Annotated in this window: 15 protein-coding genes and 1 tRNA gene; 7 read left to right on the top strand and 9 right to left on the bottom strand. The window is 56.0% G+C overall.

Going from position 1 to position 15519, the window contains the following annotated elements; all coding sequences use genetic code 11:
* Nucleotides 1-137 precede the first annotated feature (137 nt).
* Together H6815_01435 and H6815_01430 are read left to right on the top strand one after the other, a co-directional pair.
* Complete coding sequence (locus H6815_01435; protein ID MCB9859089.1) at nt 138-611, top strand: hypothetical protein; 474 nt, start codon at nt 138-140, stop codon at nt 609-611.
* Nucleotides 612-747: 136 nt separating this feature from the next.
* Entirely contained in the window at nt 748-2451 is a 1704-nt protein-coding gene (locus tag H6815_01430) for an AI-2E family transporter (protein MCB9859088.1), read from the top strand.
* Between the two features lie 12 nt (nt 2452-2463).
* Here the strand turns inward: H6815_01430 and H6815_01425 are convergent, their stop codons facing one another.
* Both H6815_01425 and H6815_01420 read right to left on the bottom strand, forming a co-directional pair.
* Nucleotides 2464-2934, bottom strand: a complete 471-nt coding sequence (locus tag H6815_01425; GenBank protein ID MCB9859087.1) for an Rrf2 family transcriptional regulator — start codon at nt 2932-2934, stop codon at nt 2464-2466.
* Between the two features lie 159 nt (nt 2935-3093).
* A tRNA-Leu gene (locus H6815_01420) sits at nt 3094-3177 on the bottom strand.
* 125 nt (nt 3178-3302) lie between these two features.
* Between H6815_01420 and H6815_01415 the strand changes: the two genes are divergently transcribed.
* Complete coding sequence (locus H6815_01415) at nt 3303-3887, top strand: asparaginase (GenBank protein MCB9859086.1); 585 nt, start codon at nt 3303-3305, stop codon at nt 3885-3887.
* On the opposite strand, the gene lpxK is transcribed toward H6815_01415, so the two are convergent.
* Genes lpxK through maf form a run of 3 tightly spaced genes read right to left on the bottom strand, consistent with a single transcriptional unit; the run spans nt 3879 to nt 6201 of the window.
* On the bottom strand, nt 3879-4973 hold the full coding sequence (lpxK, locus tag H6815_01410; GenBank protein ID MCB9859085.1) for a tetraacyldisaccharide 4'-kinase: 1095 nt from the start codon (nt 4971-4973) through the stop codon (nt 3879-3881). The genes H6815_01415 and lpxK overlap by 9 nt on opposite strands.
* Nucleotides 4970-5416, bottom strand: coding sequence for a hypothetical protein (locus H6815_01405; protein ID MCB9859084.1), 447 nt, complete (start codon nt 5414-5416; stop codon nt 4970-4972). Before H6815_01405 ends, lpxK begins: the two co-directional genes overlap by 4 nt.
* A complete protein-coding gene (gene maf / locus H6815_01400) occupies nt 5413-6201 on the bottom strand; it encodes a septum formation protein Maf (GenBank protein MCB9859083.1) in 789 nt (262 codons plus the stop codon). The genes H6815_01405 and maf overlap by 4 nt, the downstream gene beginning before the upstream one ends.
* 116 nt (nt 6202-6317) lie before the next feature.
* Here maf and H6815_01395 point away from each other — a divergent pair, with 116 nt between their 5' ends.
* Nucleotides 6318-7160, top strand: coding sequence for a carbon-nitrogen family hydrolase (locus H6815_01395; GenBank protein ID MCB9859082.1), 843 nt, complete (start codon nt 6318-6320; stop codon nt 7158-7160).
* Here H6815_01395 and H6815_01390 read toward each other — a convergent pair.
* The 3 genes from H6815_01390 to H6815_01380 are packed head-to-tail and all read right to left on the bottom strand — an operon-like array spanning nt 7126 to nt 12436.
* The gene (locus H6815_01390; GenBank protein MCB9859081.1) at nt 7126-8928 is read right to left on the bottom strand and encodes a glycosyltransferase; all 1803 of its coding nucleotides are present in this window, start codon (nt 8926-8928) and stop codon (nt 7126-7128) included. The genes H6815_01395 and H6815_01390 overlap by 35 nt on opposite strands.
* A 41-nt stretch (nt 8929-8969) precedes the next feature.
* Nucleotides 8970-10685 carry a glycosyltransferase family 2 protein gene (locus H6815_01385; GenBank protein MCB9859080.1) on the bottom strand — a complete coding sequence of 572 codons (1716 nt, stop codon included), beginning with the start codon at nt 10683-10685 and terminating at the stop codon, nt 8970-8972.
* Nucleotides 10686-10714: 29 nt separating this feature from the next.
* Nucleotides 10715-12436: a glycosyltransferase gene (locus H6815_01380; GenBank protein ID MCB9859079.1), complete on the bottom strand. Its 1722-nt coding sequence runs from the start codon at nt 12434-12436 to the stop codon at nt 10715-10717.
* Nucleotides 12437-12514: 78 nt separating this feature from the next.
* Here H6815_01380 and H6815_01375 point away from each other — a divergent pair, with 78 nt between their 5' ends.
* The 3 genes from H6815_01375 to H6815_01365 are packed head-to-tail and all read left to right on the top strand — an operon-like array spanning nt 12515 to nt 14291.
* Nucleotides 12515-13201, top strand: coding sequence for a PH domain-containing protein (locus H6815_01375; protein MCB9859078.1), 687 nt, complete (start codon nt 12515-12517; stop codon nt 13199-13201).
* 13 nt (nt 13202-13214) lie between these two features.
* Complete coding sequence (locus H6815_01370) at nt 13215-13715, top strand: hypothetical protein (GenBank protein ID MCB9859077.1); 501 nt, start codon at nt 13215-13217, stop codon at nt 13713-13715.
* A gap of 51 nt (nt 13716-13766) precedes the next feature.
* Nucleotides 13767-14291 carry a hypothetical protein gene (locus H6815_01365; protein MCB9859076.1) on the top strand — a complete coding sequence of 175 codons (525 nt, stop codon included), beginning with the start codon at nt 13767-13769 and terminating at the stop codon, nt 14289-14291.
* Nucleotides 14292-14363: 72 nt separating this feature from the next.
* Here the strand turns inward: H6815_01365 and H6815_01360 are convergent, their stop codons facing one another.
* Nucleotides 14364-15380 (bottom strand): tyrosine recombinase XerC, encoded by a 1017-nt coding sequence (locus H6815_01360; protein MCB9859075.1) that lies wholly within the window; start codon nt 15378-15380, stop codon nt 14364-14366.
* Nucleotides 15381-15519: the final 139 nt, after the last annotated feature.

Here is a 15519-nt window from a genome sequence, read left to right as displayed (position 1 = left end):
TTTGTCCGTGAATAACCGTGCGCAGGTGTCATTGCGTGGTTTCGGTGAAAACCCGATGGATAAGGTGCTGACACGATGCCAAACATGGAATACCATAAACATACAGGCGTGCTGTGCGTGCCGATGGAGAGTGTGGCGTGGCATCGATTGAGTCGTACTGGGATCTGCTGAGAGCGTGCGCTGGCGATTACCCGCCGGAAGCGTTCGAGTTTGTCCGCCAGGGACTCTCACACACCGCCGAGATGGTGCATGGCACCAACGCATCAAGTGAGGAAGATGCCGACGATCCAAGTATTGATCTTCTGTCGTCTGATGAAGAAGCAAGTCGTCATGTTTCTGGACAGCAACTCTGCATGGGGCTTCGCGACTTTGCACTTAAGCGATATGGCCTGCTTGCTCGAACGGTGATGTCAAAGTGGGGCGTGAATCGCACGGAAGACTTTGGCAACATCGTCTTTGCAATGATCGACGCAGGGTTGATGCGCAAATCTGACCAGGACACGGTAACAGACTTCCGGGCAGTGTTCGACTTTGACGAGGCGTTTGGGCCCAATGATTCGGTCTACAAGCGCGGCGAAAACACGCAGCAGACCCCCAAAGCCAGCAACTGAGCCGATTTTCATTCGTTCTCAGGTTCCGATTCTCACCTGTTTGGGTCGGCGGTGTCGATAAAACACCTCGATGGCCAAACGCAAGACCACGTCCTCATCCAGTCGGAAACAGGCTCCCAAGTCGGGTGCCGATGACATGCCTGAAGTTTCCGCGCAACCGGTCTGGCAGGATCGCCATCTCTGGCAGATTCAGCCAGTGCGCGATGTGCTGCTTGGTCTTGCAATCGTTGGGGTGTTCCTGATCGGGTACAAAGCGAGCATCGTGACTGTCCCGATGCTGCTTGCGCTTTTGCTTGCCTATCTGTTCGAACCTGTCATCAACTGGCTGGTTGTTGTACGAGGATGGTTCAGTCGGCAGGGTGCTGTCGCGTTTCTCATCGGATTTATTGTGTTCATTCTTGTTGTGCCTGTAGCATTTGGTGCTGTGCTGGCTGTGACACAGGGGGCACGGTTCATCTCGCAGATTGCGACGACAACCGAGGATGTGCTGCAGGTCGTCAGGCTGAGCAACGAGACCAGAAGTGTGCTCCCGATGATCGAGTTCTCACGGCAGAAGAGCTATCTCAACAATGGGCGCTACCTGCTCCTGATCGAACGAGACGAAGAGTCCATCACGACGATTGAAACCCAGATCAAGGAAGCAACAGAAAAGCTTGACAAGTCGGAAGAGGATCAACAGAAAGCAAAGCAACTGCTCGAACAGTCAACACAACCGCCAGCAGGTACAGGTGAAGATACATCTCAAACTGAGCAGCTCAGTGAACGTGAACTCGACAAGCTCAGGAGTGAGCTGGAAACGTACGATGCTGTTGTTGCCCAGCAGCGAAGAGAGTTGCTTGATCTTGAGTACAACCTGAAGAAGGCAATTGCGATGGCGGGTAGGTTTGATACAAATGGAGGGGATCCCAAGCCTGTTGTGCTCGAAACCGAAGACGACAAACTCCGTGACACAATCCCGAAGCTTCGCGAAACGTTCAGCCGGTTGCCGGGAATCGTTCAGTCCGGATGCTTGTTTGTGATGAACCGCGATGCGGTCGGGCATATCTCAGACTTCGATCGTGTGCGCCAGTATGGTGTCTTTGAAACAGCGTTGAACTGGATTAAGAACAATGCTGATGCCATTGCAAGCAGGGCGGTTGGTTCCGGTGTCGACGCTGCCGCGACATTGCTGCGGACGGCGACATCGCTCGGGAAACTGCTCTTCGCACTCTTTTTGACCGCGTTCTTCTTCTTCTTTATCTCCACCGGCTATCCGGAAGTGCTGAAGTTCGGTCGATCTCTGCTGCCCGACAAGAACGAGACGCGTGTTGTTGATCTCATCTCCCAGATGGACAATGTCGTTGCTGGGTTTGTGCGAGGCAGATTGATTATCGCGTTGATCCAATCCGTGCTGTTCTCGATCGCGTACGCGCTCATCGGTGTTCCGATGCCGATTGTGCTCGGTGTGATCGTCGGGTTCCTCTCGATGATTCCGTACGTTGCGCTGGTTGGTATTCCAGCTTCTGTCATCGGACTTGGCATTGCAGCGGGAGATCACACCGGGTTCCGTGCAGCATGGTGGTGGGTCGTGATAGCGCCAGTTATTGTGTATCTCGTATTGCAAGCATTTGATGACTACATCCTGACACCCAAGATACAGGGGCAGAGCACGGGGATGGACACGCCAACGATTCTGTTTGCATCGCTCGCGGGTGGTGCCCTGTTTGGCGTGTATGGATTGCTGATTGCGATTCCAATCGCTGCGTGTGTCAAGATCCTGCTCAAGGAAGTGTTCTGGCCACGGTTCCAGGCATGGACGGAGGGTGAAGTGCAGGACTTCCTGCCGATCGGAACAAAGTAGCGACAAGCTGTTTTACGGTCTTGGCTTGGGAATGCGGATATTCACTTGCTGGATCTTCTCACCGTTGGCCCGCGCTTTCTGGGTTGATTCAAAGGCAGCCATGTCGGCAATCGTTGTCGAGTGGAGAAAATCGTGATACTCGCCACGATGGCTTACCCAGAACACGTGGCATGGGCACGCACGATCGTCTGAGCATTCCTCTGTTCCGAGCATGCATCGCTTCTGGACGATGGGATCGTCGAGCGCATCACACACCTCGAAGAGGGTGATTGATGCAGGCTCAACCATTAAAGTAACACCACCGCCGACACCGCGCCTGGTTGAGACAAACCCGCGCTTGGCAAGCTGCTGGATGATCTTGGCAAGATACGGAGCGGGGATCCCAGCTTCGGTGGCGATATCCTTGACAAGATGGGTCTTCTTCTTATCGAGTGCAATGACGGCTAGCGCCTGGCATGCATATCCCACACCCTGTGTAAGCATCTCGATCCCCCCATGGAATACGCCGCATCTTCTCAGATGAAATGGAGTTACAACAGTTCCAACGATCCTCTTTGAATTCTGGAGTTGTGGATATGGTATTCCGTTTGTCCTTTGGAAGTTCCGGTAAGCGGGATTTTATGTTAGGAATATGATAGGAAATGCCGAAGGGGGGACTTGAACCCCCACTGGTTTTACCCAAGTGGATTTTGAATCCACCGCGTCTGCCAATTCCGCCACTTCGGCTGCGGCTCCAGCCGAAGGCCGGAGGGGCTGATGGTACGCTCAAGACGATCACCATCCAACCGATACCATGTTTGCTCGTCATCCCTGACTCCTGCACTCCGTTCGAAAGGCATGCCGTGCGCACCATCACCCTTGTCACAACTGGTGGCACCATCGAGAAGACATACGACGAGTCGACGGGCGAACTCTCGAATCGTGGCTCGATCGTGCGCCAGATGCTTCGACGGTTGCGCCTTGATGATGCGTCGATCAACGTCATTGAACTTATGAGCAAGGACAGTCTGCTCATGACCGATGCCGATCGAGCACGTATCACACAGATTGTCCGAGCGATTGCAGCACCCAACTCTGCGACGAAGGACTGCGACGCTGCCACCAGCGCGATAGGTGGTGCAGATGCCAGTCCGGTTGTTGTGCTGCACGGCACGGACACGCTCGAAGTGACCGGAGAGGCGTTGCATGCAGCGATTCCATATCCATCTGCACCGATCATTCTGACGGGAGCAATTCGTCCGTACGCGATGAAACGATCGGATGCACTCCAGAACCTCACAGAGTCAATCTTTGCTGCTGGAGTGCTTGCGCCGGGTGTCTACGCGGTCTCACACAGCAAAGCGCTGAGGTTCCCCGGCGTGGTGAAGGATCGCCAGCGCATGACGTTCGTCCGCAAGGAGGATGCGGAAATAACGCTGCGCGGCTCGTCAGCCTGACAGAGGCTTCGTTGCTGCGCGTGCACGCTCAAAGACCGACAGAATGTGCTGCGTCAGCACACCGGGGTTATCGAGTTGCATTCCCACGATCGGTCGTACGACAGGACATGGCCAGCGTGAAGATTGCACATGGCGCAACTTTGACCAGTCCTTGTCGGTTGTCAGAATGCAATCGGCACTGCTCTTTGCTGCACAATCAATCAACTGCAAGACTGTCGCGTTCTCATACGGATTGTGATCGCGCAGCATCATGGATCCTGCGATCGATGTGGTGTGCTGCTCGCATTGCCGGAGAAATGAGCTGGGATTTCCGATGCCAGCGACCACAAACACGGACTTGTCTGAAAGCCACGACACGGGACGAGCCATATCAGTGTTGTTCTCGTTGACAATGCACTCGGTCCATGTATTCGATGCTCGAACCGGTGTGACATCCGGTGCGTGCTGACGAACAGCTCCGAAAGCTTCATCGAGTTCCACTGCATCCTGTACGCGTGTCATGATGATAACATCTGCACGTTTCAAGGACGAGATCGGCTCACGCATCCAGCCCTTTGGCAGCAACGAGTCTCGATGGATCGGCTTCGATGCATCAATCAATACAATGTCGCAGTCCCGCGCAATCTGCCGGTGCTGAAACCCGTCATCGAGCACAACACAATCGATGTCTTGTCCTCGCTCACTTGCGAGTAGATGACGAATCCCATTGATCCGATCGGGTTGTGCAATGACTGGTACTTCGGGAAGCGCGCGTGTGTACTCATCCTGCTCGTCGCTGGGCATCCCGGGTGTCGCGCCATATCCGCGCATTGCGATGCATGGTCGGATGTCAAGGCGCTGAAGCTCGCGCACGAGATAAATCACCATCGGAGTCTTGCCTGTGCCACCGACAGTGAGATTGCCAACGCTGAACACGGGTATATCAAGTGTTTCGACACCGATGCCTCTATCAAACTTCTTGTTCGCACGGGCAATACCGATTGTGTAGAGAGGTTTGAGCACACTGCCAAGGAATGCTGGCACTGGTCCGCGATGCTCAACAACTGATGCATTATTTGACTGACCACGACCATCGATGGAGGTCATGTGGTGGTCTCTCCGTGCGCATCCTGGCCTGTCTGCTCTTGCATGAGTCGTGCGCACGCCTCTCGAACCATCTGGCGCTGCTGTTGCTGCAAGGTACGTAGCTTCGTGCGCACCTCACGCCCGGTGACCAGTGAATCTGAGAGCGCGAGCACGAGAATCACGCTGACAAGCACCATTACACCAAGCCATGAGAGTATAAAGATCTTTGGTTGGTCAGTGGTCGCGATACTGAAAGCGACTGCTAAGAGCGGGGCTGTGATGAGCGTCAGCCACGCAACCGCTGTGCGGATGCTTTTCCGACGGTGGTCCATCGTCCCGTGTCTGAGTGTGAGGATGTGGGCAGCCGCAGCGAGCATGACAACACCAGCCATCGGCACGGCGAGCCAGATGGGTACAAGCGAGCTTGCTTCACCAAGCGTTGCGGTTATACCCATCTGCTTCATGTGGACTGCTCCGCCCGAGCAGGTCGAACGCCGAGCAGTGCCAGTTCAACACGGACGCGCTCCATTGGCAGGCCGACCACATTTGTCGGGTCACCATCGATATCGATGTTCCAGCCGTCGTCGAGCCGCTCGGCGAGGTTGTAGGCGCCAGCCTTGCCCTGCCATGCATTCGATGCAACGTATGCATCAATTGCAGCTTCAGAGAGTACATCAAAGTACACACGCGAGTGCCCCGTGAACATCACGCGCGATTGTGTGTCAAGGTCAAGAAGAGCAACGCCCGTCAGAACATCGTGCGATGCCCCGGAGAATGCACGCATCATCGAGTGTGCCTCGTCGGCGTTTGCCGGTTTTCCAAGCATCACGTTGTTCTGCACACACACCGTGTCCGCGCCGAGGACCACAGGCGGGCGCGTGTGCAACGCATCAAGTGTGTTTGCGGTGCGCGGGATGGGTTGATCGAATACGGACATCGAAGGGTTGATCATATGTGCCGATGCCATCGCCTTGAAGTATGCGAGCGCCTGCACCCACATGTCCGGATCAACCGCACCACGATGCAGATGTGAGTCGTCAACATCAGGAACAAGCACTTCAAAGGTGTAGCCGGAGTTCGCGAGCAACTGCTCACGACGTGGCGACCTGCTCGCCAGCACCAGCGCGCGCGAAGCCGATGCACGTTGCGAGCGCACAGAGTCGGGACGATGGCCAGCACTTGTTGGAATGTCAGCGGAAAAACCCATCATGGCTCGCTTGTTCGGGTACATGGCAGTTGACTTCATCATTGTACTGGTTGTTGGCAATTGTGCGATTGGATTTCTATCAGATTCCCGTAAAATCGGCTTGGCTGGCTGGAACAAATGCGAGAAACGTCCCAGGAGCGTCCGCATACACTTTGCCCATGCGCGCCCATCTTGTCCAGTTTGACATCCTCTGGCAGAACAAACATGCCAACTTCGATCGTGTTGCGAATCTCCTGTCGGATGCGCGTCCCGAAGCAGGTGACTTTGTGTTGCTACCAGAGATGTTCGATACAGGGTTTTCCTTCGCAGTTTCAGCAACTGCTGACGAGAATGGTGAAACAATCGACTTTGTGCGCTCAATCGCGCTCAAGTACGACATCACAATCCAGGCAGGCAGAACAGTGCGATCTGAGGACGTGTCGCGTGCCCGCAATGAAGCACCGATCGTGACGCGGGATGGTGTCGTTGCCACTTACACGAAGATCCACCCGTTCTCACACGGATTCCCGGGGCAGCGGGAGGTCGACACGTTCGATTCGGGGGCCGAGGTTATTACATACGCCTGGCGATGTGATGGAGTCAGTATGCGCGTGTGTCCAGCGATCTGCTACGACCTCCGCTTTGCGGAGTTATTCAGGCGCGGACTCGATATGGGAGCAGAGGTGTTTGCTCTCGGTGCAAACTGGCCCGTCGCAAGGCAGGAGCACTGGCGGGCACTGCTGATCGCACGGGCGATTGAGAATCAGGCGTTCGTGTTCGGTGTAAATCGGATCGGACGCGATCCGTCACTCGAGTATGTTGGTGGGACGATCGCGGTCGGACCTCGCGGTGAGGTTCTTGGCGAACTGAAGGACGAGGAAGCAGTGCTGACAGTTGAGATTGATCCTCGCGATGTGACGCGATGGCGCGAGAAGTTTCACGCGTGGGAAGATCGCAGGCTTGGACTTGATGTGCCGAAACGCTCAGCTATTGTGCCTGCAGCACCGAGTGATCCGCTTTGACTTCTATCTCGGGATGTTGCGCATTGGTGTGCTTCACCGGCATGTCACCAAGAAACTCGCGGTAGATCGATTCAACCTCGCGTACGTGATCCGGGTAGCTTTGCAGTATCGGCGTCGCATCGTGGATCTCTTTCGGGCTTGGAACTACAACATCACCGGTGACGCAACGCGTGATGCACTGAGCAAGTCCATGCGGATCACCCCCAGCGAACATGAGGCCGTTATAGTGAGCATGATGTTCTGGCTCCTTGAGCCACTCAACAGGGCCGCCAAGCCGCGATGAAATGACAAACTTACCAGCGTGCAGGTGTTCAAGAAGCACCAATGGCGAGTTCTCAAACCACACATGCGAGAGAACGCCGATGTCGTACTCGCCCCATGCTGCGATGAGTTGAAGCATGTCGTATCCGCCAGCGAACTGGACTTCCGGATACACGCTGAGGCGTTTGCGGAACGGCCAGTCCCAACCGCTTGCTCGGATCAAAAACTGGCACTTCTGTCTGACCTCTGGAGAGAGCAATGGGATCGCGCGCACAAGCACGTCGAGCCCCTTGTTGTTGCGTGTGGTGCCGAAGAACCCGAACCTGAGCGGCCGATCCGGATGCGAGGCATCCCACGGGCGATGTTCGTAAAGTCGGTGCCGTCTCGCATGTCGATTGATCTGATCAAAGTGAGGCTGGCCGAGTCTCACAACGCGAAGTTTGTCCTTGTCCACGCCCATGCGCGCATGCACATCGGCAACGAACCTGCTGGGTGGTGTCACCAGCGATGCATGGTTCAAGGCGTCAGCACCCGCGTGTCTCCGCTTGCCGTACTCATTCAGAACAACAAGATGACGGTCGCCGTTCGAGTTGTTATCTGGTGCGAGCATGCGCTCGTTCTGATCGATCGGTGCAACGCCAAGCTCGGGGGTCTGTTCGTGCGAGTGGAGTGCAAGCCCGTGTTGGATAATGACATCACGATTGGTGTTGCGTGCCACATTGAAGCCGAGTGCAAGCTCCGGATCAGCAAGTGGTTCATCATTGCCGGCGAGTTCAGTATCCTTGGAATGCTTGTTTCGCACACGATCTGCAAGGCTGTACGCTGTGCCACGGATAATGTTGGCTGGGTTCGGGCCAAGCACGCGGTCAAGTGCTCGTCCAGCAGCGCGTTTGAATCGTTGCTTTGCATAGCTCGGCGATCTCGGTAGACAGTTCACGCAGCGATCGCCGCCCTCGTAGTTGTCGCACACATGCGTCTCGTTCCAGAGAAGATCGACCTGTGGGCACACGAACCAGTAGTTGTGCAGCGTGCAGACAACGTGTCGATCTGTTGCGCGAATCGCGCTGATGAGATCAAGCGAGTATCCCTCAAGTGAGTGGATATGCACGATCTGGATTCGGTGCTCATCAAGCCAGCGAATGATCCGCTGGGTGAGCGTGGGAGAATGCAGTTCACGGGGCATGTTTCGGAAGTTCATCGCAGCGGGCGAATGGCATGGACTGTTGATGATGTCGTAGCACTCAATGTTGCGCCACGTTTCAAGATGCCTGATACGTATGCCCGGGATCGGCGAGTATCGCATGCCGCAGGATAATCCAACAACTGTGTGCCCGCTCATCGAAAGCCCTGACGCGAGTTCGGATGCTGACAGGTTGTACCCTGAGCCCTCACGTACCTGCATGGATAGACGGGCCCATCCGAGGATTGCAATGCGCAACGGCGTATCGGTCCGTGGCCATGTCGGTCGGGCATCCTGATGGGATATGTGTCCGTTTGGAGAACTCACATGAGAGGGTAGGTCACCGGTTGGCACGTCTTGGCGATGCGTCATGACACAGATGTTGCCCGTGTTCGTTCGTCGGTATCGTGCGAAATAACCAGCGTGCTCCACACTGCTGTGCACATGGTCCTCGCCCAGATCACACACGCCTTTGCAACTGCGAGTGCACCAGCCCGCTCGGCTTGTGCTTTGTCCGGCGCGCGAGAATCAACATGCACGTTCCAACTACCACGGAGCAGCGGCATGTCGTTGACCTGATCGAACACCACGACAGCATCAATGCGGCTGGCGATCAGCGGGAACTGTCTGCGGATCTTTGAGGCCAGACGTTTGGCATAAACAATGCGAGTTGTGCCGGCTGGCTGATCTTCGCAGTGGGGCACGTCATTCCGAACGATTTCGATCCATTCGGGTGAAACACCAGCAGCAGAAACCTGCGCGTGGAGTTGTCGGGCCAGCGACACATCCATCTCTCGTGAGCACAGACAAACGATGCGACGCTTTGACGCGAGCAGATCAACAACGGACTCCTGTGCAGGCCCGGTATCATCAAGTTTCCCGCCTTGGTCGTGTGCAGCGTCCCGCAGTGTTCGCATGATGATGCTGGCATGAAAAAGTCTGCGATGCAGCACCGCGTACATCGCATCACGCAGCAGCATCGCGTACCACACAGCGGTTGCACGCTTCAGACGTATGCCCGAGAACGCCTTGCGCGTGACCCACATCGCGTTGCGCTGGGCGTAATACAACCGCGCGGGCGTGAGCTTGTCGAACCACGGTGTGTGATAGACAATCGCATCAAGATCGCACAGGACCTTCCTGCCCGCGCGTTTGAAGCGAAGGCACCAGTCGGCGTCGTCGCAGTAGATGAAGAATCGCGGATCCCAGAATCCGATTTCGCGCACGTCTTTCCATCGTGCAAGCAGGCTGCACGCGCTTGCAATGTCAACCTCCCGCTGTCCTGAAAACGCACGCTCGCCCTTCGTGCCGCCCACCTCTGCTACCCATTCGTCGTGCGATCGACGGAGAGGATGGCCGTGGGGTGGAGTATCGCACATACGACCGCTTGCAAAGTCGAAATACACCGTTGTTTCGATAGTTGTCTTTCGATCGTGCATGTTGACAGCACGCGACCCGACCAAGCCAACGGCGGGTCTGTTTTCAGCGGTTTGCACGAGTTGTGCGAGTGAGCCAGCGGGCAGTTCCACGTCGTCATCAACCAGCCACGCATAGTCAATGGGCCGCTCCCGATTCGGGTCGGCCAGGTATCGATCAACATACCGCAAGCCGGTATTGAACCCGCCGCACCCGCCGTGATTGTGCGTGTTGCGGATGACAGTAAACGATCGAACACCAAGTGTGTTTGTCTGTTGCGTTGGGACGAGCGCAAACGCCGGTTCGTGGGCGTGTGCTGTCGGGTTGTCGACAACGACTTCCGGCTTGAATGTCTCAGTGAGATGCTCGGTTGTGCCATCGGCAGAGCCATTGTCGATAATGACAATATCGAGTGCATTCAGCGCGTACTGCTGGTTTGCAATCTCGCGGAGCACGGTCTCTGCAACATGCTTGCGATTCCATGTCACGACGATCGCAGCAACATGACATGTCCTGATCCCAGTTCGTGCAGATCGTGTTGTGCGCGCACGTTCGTGTGGTTCCAACTGAGCCATGATGGGTGGCTCGACTGCCACTGGAATCGCGCTTGCGATGGCATCCATTGTTGGTGCATTGAGACGATATGGCTCTGTCGAGTCGTGGGGCACTGAGGTGGCGTTCCTTGCGTTAAAGTGGATCAGGAGGATACGTGCGATGACTGTGTTTGGCTGCGTTTGACAGCGGAATACTCTGCTTCCATCTCTGCTGCGTGTGTTTCCATGGTCTTCGGAGTCTGCACGTTGGTACGCAATCGATCGAGTTGATGTGGATTTCTCGCGATATCGACCAGCGTGTGCGCCAGATCGTGTCTGTCATTGCCGCGATGGAGTAGTCCATTGTGCCCATCCACAACGAAGTCCGGTATTCCACCCAGATTTGCTCCAAGCACCGGGACGCCGCACGCAAGGAACTCCATGACAGTCTGAGGTCCGTTGTCCCACCAGACGCTTGGAACGAGTCCAAGATCCCTCCCGCCGCAGATCCATGGCACATCGGGGGGGTGGTAGCTTCCACCGATTTCCAGTCCAGCCAGTCTTGGTTCAAGACGTTTGAACCGCCATGCGATTGAATCAAACCCGAACGCATGCACAGCCAGATGGAATCGGCGCAGATACTCGGGCGTGAGCAACTCGAGCGCGTCGGCAAGCATCGGCAACCCTTTGTACCAGTGATTGGCGCCCATGAAACATAATCGAACAGGGCGGGTTGGATCCTGTGCTATTGGTCGAGGGGCAAACGCCAACTCGGCATGCCGCTCCGCAAGAGCTGGCATGCGGGTGCCGATGGTTATCGCATGTATTCGGCTGCTGTCAACACCCATCCGGAGATAGAGATCACGAACAAAGCTCGATACAGCAAGCACGCGATCACACGAGTTGAGCATGGCGATCATTGCGTGTCGACGATGTGCATATGGGTTGGCATCCGAATCAAGCAGTGTTGTGGGATCAAATGTCGGATCAGACTCGGGTGTATTTGAAACGATCTGCCACTCAGTGTCTCCTGCGTTCTGCCAAGCTCTGGGAGCGGATTCGGCAAGGAACTGCCGTGTCATGCCACGTGAATCATCATCTGAAAACGAAAACGCTGCAGTGAAGTCCAACTTGTTACGACATGGGCGTGTGAGCGGTTTCTCTGCTGGTGTGACTTGGTTTGGCACTTTCAAGTGCGACCCATTGAGTTCGGGTGTAGGTTCACGCGAGAATGCACGTGAGAACGCGGTACGCAGTGTGCGCAATGTGTCCCGAGAGGAAGATGGTGGCGGGGTTGGTTCGGCGGGAATCACACGAATCTGCTTCAATCGCTGTACCCTTGGGTCTGGCGCGTCGATGCAGGTTTCACAGGCTTTGCCGCTGTCATAGCACCTGCAGGGCGTGCGATGTCCGCGCATCAGGTACACCTGTGGGCAGAGCGTGTGGTAGTTGTGCAGGCTGAACACAACGGATGCCCCTGCCTGCTTTGCTTGCAAGACGCATCCGACGGAGAACCCCTCAAGATTGTGAAAGTGAACGACATCGGGCCTCATCGCTTCGAACAGTCCGCCGACGACGCGCTCAAGCTCGGGCTGAGACACCTCGCCCGCCGGATCTCGAAACTGGTCCAGCGATGGGGCAAGCACAGGAGAGTTGATGACCTCGAACACGTGCACGCCGAGCCAGTCTGCATGGCGATCGATACGTAAGGGTCCAGGCGCGTCGGTTTCCGTTACACACTCAGTGACGCGTCCGCCGCACAACCAGGAGATCTTGTGCCCACGCTCCTTCAACGCGAGCGAAAGCCCTTGGGCGTACCCATTGACACCACCGCCGGAGGTTGTGCCGTCCCATATGCGTGCCCAGTTGACCATGACTATGTGCATCAGCGTGATGGTAGGGGGTCTGAAACGGGTCTTAACGTGGATGACACATGCTGGTTTTCCCAATACTACTGTTGCACGATGCCACGAGGCACAGGAGTCGAGGAACGCTCTATGACAGACGACAACACCACATCAAATGAACCCCTGGACATCGTGAAGATGCATGGTCCAAAGACGGATGAGATTGAGCAGGAACAAACCTACGACGTTGTTAATGAGGGGGATGAACAGGAGCGAGTGGGTAGCGAAGTCGCTATGGACCGACCGCTCGACAAGGCTGAAGCAGCGGGGCTCCCACCCGATCGCGGACCAGAGGTCGACGTGATCAACGTCCGACCAGCGATGTTCCGAGCACATCCATTCATCTTCTCAGCAATGGCGCTAGTTGGGCTTCTGGGGCTGATGCTGCTCTTCTGGAAGGGGCTGTTCCCGTACTCGCTTGCGTGGCTTGTTGTTTCTCTTGTGCTCTTTCTAGGTGCGTGCGGGATGTGGGGTGTGTGGAAGATCAAGACACTCGGCACGTCATTGCGCATCACAAACAAACGCACCGTGGTCATCATCGGATTGTTCAGCAGAGCAACCAGCGAGGTTGTGCACGACAACATTCGCAACATCCAGGTGACGCAGAGCTTTCTCCAGCGAGTGTTTCGTGTCGGGCGGATCGGGCTCTCCAGTTCCGGTCAGGACGGGATAGAGATCGACGTGCCAAACCTGCCGAATCCCGATCAGATTCGCGAGATCATTGACAAGTACAGGCCGCTCTGATCTACAGTTGCATGTGAGTGAGGCAACAACCACAATCAAATGTGCCGGATGCGGCGCAGATGTCCCGGACATTGTCGGCCCGACGCATGCCTACATCGGCGCTTCGCCGGGGTGCTGGAAGGTGTACGGCGACGTGCTTGCACGCGAGTATGGTGAGTACGGGTATCCCGAGTGCCACCGGCTGACAATCGATGCGTACGCGGCACAGCATCCCGGGACGCCGTCGCGACGATCCATCCAGTCTGTCGCTGGACACCTTATCGCGTTGCACGTGCTGTTTGAGCAGAACGTGTCAGCTGCTGAGGCAACCCGGCGCATTGGCGCTGCGGTCGCACAAGCAGAGTCATTCCACTGGCTTGAACCACCGTCGTTTGCGGATGCTATGACGGTGCTGGATGTTGCAGCGACTGCCGATCTGGAGACTCATCAGCGCGTTGTTCGTGCGTGGGCTGAATCTGTCTGGCACGCGTGGAGCGAGCATCACGAGACGGTGAAACTGTGGGCGCGAATGTAGATTACTTCGTTCTTAGCTGTAGTCCTCGTGGGAACTGTTGGAAGAGAGCGAATGGATCGATTCGAGCACATACTGGAGTCAATCACTAAGGCATTTGGTGATCTGTCAAAGCCGCATTATGGTTTTATGGAGCAGCAGCAAAAAAAACTGTTACTTCACCCAATCATCTCGGAACTGATTTCAAGATTCATTCTGACAAATGACACAGATCTCAATGCAGATCACTCTCTTCATCTGCGTGTTGGCAAGAAGAATCTGGGCCAAGCACAAGCGAGCGTCCAATGGGCGGATTACGCAGTTCGTCTTTCCTTTGTCCACCCTTGGGCCGCTGTGTTTCGGATATCGAAGCAGAGTGGATGGTATGAAGAGGTGATTGAGCCCTCAACGCCGGGCATAAGTAGAGACGACATGGAAATGCTGGACGTGTTAGAGATACATGGGTTCAAGTTGCTCACCAGAAGTGAGTTGCAGCGCCCGATTCAAATGCGTCTATTTGATACTTCTCCTGAAGACATCCGCGTGTATCATGCGCTGGTAGCGGATGAGCCGATTCGGCCGAGCCCGTTTAGTGGGTGAGTGTGCTGGGCTCACAACAAAACACCCCACGAGAGTCGTGGGGCGCATGAGTACTGTGCAGCGTGATTGGACTTAGCTTGCTTCTGCGCGAGGATGTGCCTGCTCGTACGCGTCCTGCATGCGCTGGGCGGTCAGATGCGTGTACACCTGTGTGGTGTTGAGCGACTGGTGTCCCAGCATCTCCTGCACATCGCGCAGGCTTGCGCCGTTGTCGAGCAGGTGCGTTGCAAACGAGTGACGCAGCGTGTGCGGCGAGATCGACGGATCTAGACCGACCTGCTTGAGATACTTGTCGAGCTTGCGGCGGACCGAGCGCGAACTCAGGCGTTTGCAGTGCTTGTTGAGGAACAATGGCTTACGACTGGAGTCTTCACGCCACGCGCCAGAGAAACGTGAGTCAGAGCGGACACGCTCGATGTAGCGCACGATCGCAGCGAGTGCGTGCGAACCCATCGGCACAATGCGTTCCTTGCGACCCTTGCCGTGGATGCGGAGCGCTTCATTCTCAAGATCAAGATCGCCAAGATCAAGTGCGACAAGCTCTGAGACGCGGATACCTGTTGAATACAGCGTTTCGAGCATGGCGCGGTCGCGGCAGCCCAGCAGATCGCGGTCATCAGGTGCTGCAAGCAACTGTTCGATCTGCTCGATGGAGATTGCCTTGGGCAGGCGCTTTGCCTGCTTGGGTGTGCGGATGAGCGTCATCGGGTTCGAGGCAACCAGCGAACGCTTCTCGGCCCACTTGAAGAACGAGCGGAGCGTTGCGATCTTTCGTGCCATTGTGGCTGCCGAGTACGACTGCTCAGCAAGATGCGCGAGGAAGTTGCGAATGACATCGGGTGATGCATCGCGGATCACGCCAGTGATCGTCTGTGGTCCAATTGAGGCATGCACGTCGTTGGTCTTTGGCGGCGCGGTGCTCTTGAACGCTTCAAGCTCAGCAGCGTCGTTCTGCTCAATGCCGAACTGCTGCGCGATGAAATCTGTGTACTGGCGAAGGTCTGCGCCATAGCAGCGAGCCGTGTACGGACTGAATCTGCGTTCGTCCGTCAAGTACTCTGAAAATGCGTCGATCATCGGAAGTGTCATGTGAATCATCCTCCACCACCGGGGTGCTTCCCGGCCCACGCATTCTCGGCTCGATCCTGCACTCGACCGCAATCCGTTGCGTGCTTTTTCTGTGATGCGCAAGTCACGCCGTTCTTGGCTGTTCACTGCTCCCCAACAG

The sequence above is a fragment of the Phycisphaeraceae bacterium genome (genome assembly GCA_020639155.1).
GTDB lineage: Bacteria > Planctomycetota > Phycisphaerae > Phycisphaerales > UBA1924 > JACKHF01.
Note: the sequence above shows the minus strand (reverse complement) of the source record. Positions and strands in the feature narration are given on the sequence as shown.

What these genes read in the sequence shown, in the direction of transcription:
- H6815_01430 (MCB9859088.1), top strand. Translation starts at nt 748, where the DNA reads ATGCCTGAAGTTTCCGCGCAACCGGTCTGGCAGGATCGCCATCTCTGG.
- H6815_01360 (MCB9859075.1), bottom strand. Translation starts at nt 15,380, where the DNA reads ATGACACTTCCGATGATCGACGCATTTTCAGAGTACTTGACGGACGAA.
- H6815_01395 (MCB9859082.1), top strand. Translation starts at nt 6,318, where the DNA reads ATGCGCGCCCATCTTGTCCAGTTTGACATCCTCTGGCAGAACAAACAT.
- H6815_01365 (MCB9859076.1), top strand. Translation starts at nt 13,767, where the DNA reads ATGGATCGATTCGAGCACATACTGGAGTCAATCACTAAGGCATTTGGT.
- H6815_01405 (MCB9859084.1), bottom strand. Translation starts at nt 5,416, where the DNA reads ATGAAGCAGATGGGTATAACCGCAACGCTTGGTGAAGCAAGCTCGCTT.
- maf (MCB9859083.1), bottom strand. Translation starts at nt 6,201, where the DNA reads ATGATGAAGTCAACTGCCATGTACCCGAACAAGCGAGCCATGATGGGT.
- lpxK (MCB9859085.1), bottom strand. Translation starts at nt 4,973, where the DNA reads ATGACCTCCATCGATGGTCGTGGTCAGTCAAATAATGCATCAGTTGTT.
- H6815_01425 (MCB9859087.1), bottom strand. Translation starts at nt 2,934, where the DNA reads ATGCTTACACAGGGTGTGGGATATGCATGCCAGGCGCTAGCCGTCATT.
- H6815_01380 (MCB9859079.1), bottom strand. Translation starts at nt 12,436, where the DNA reads ATGCACATAGTCATGGTCAACTGGGCACGCATATGGGACGGCACAACC.
- H6815_01375 (MCB9859078.1), top strand. Translation starts at nt 12,515, where the DNA reads ATGCCACGAGGCACAGGAGTCGAGGAACGCTCTATGACAGACGACAAC.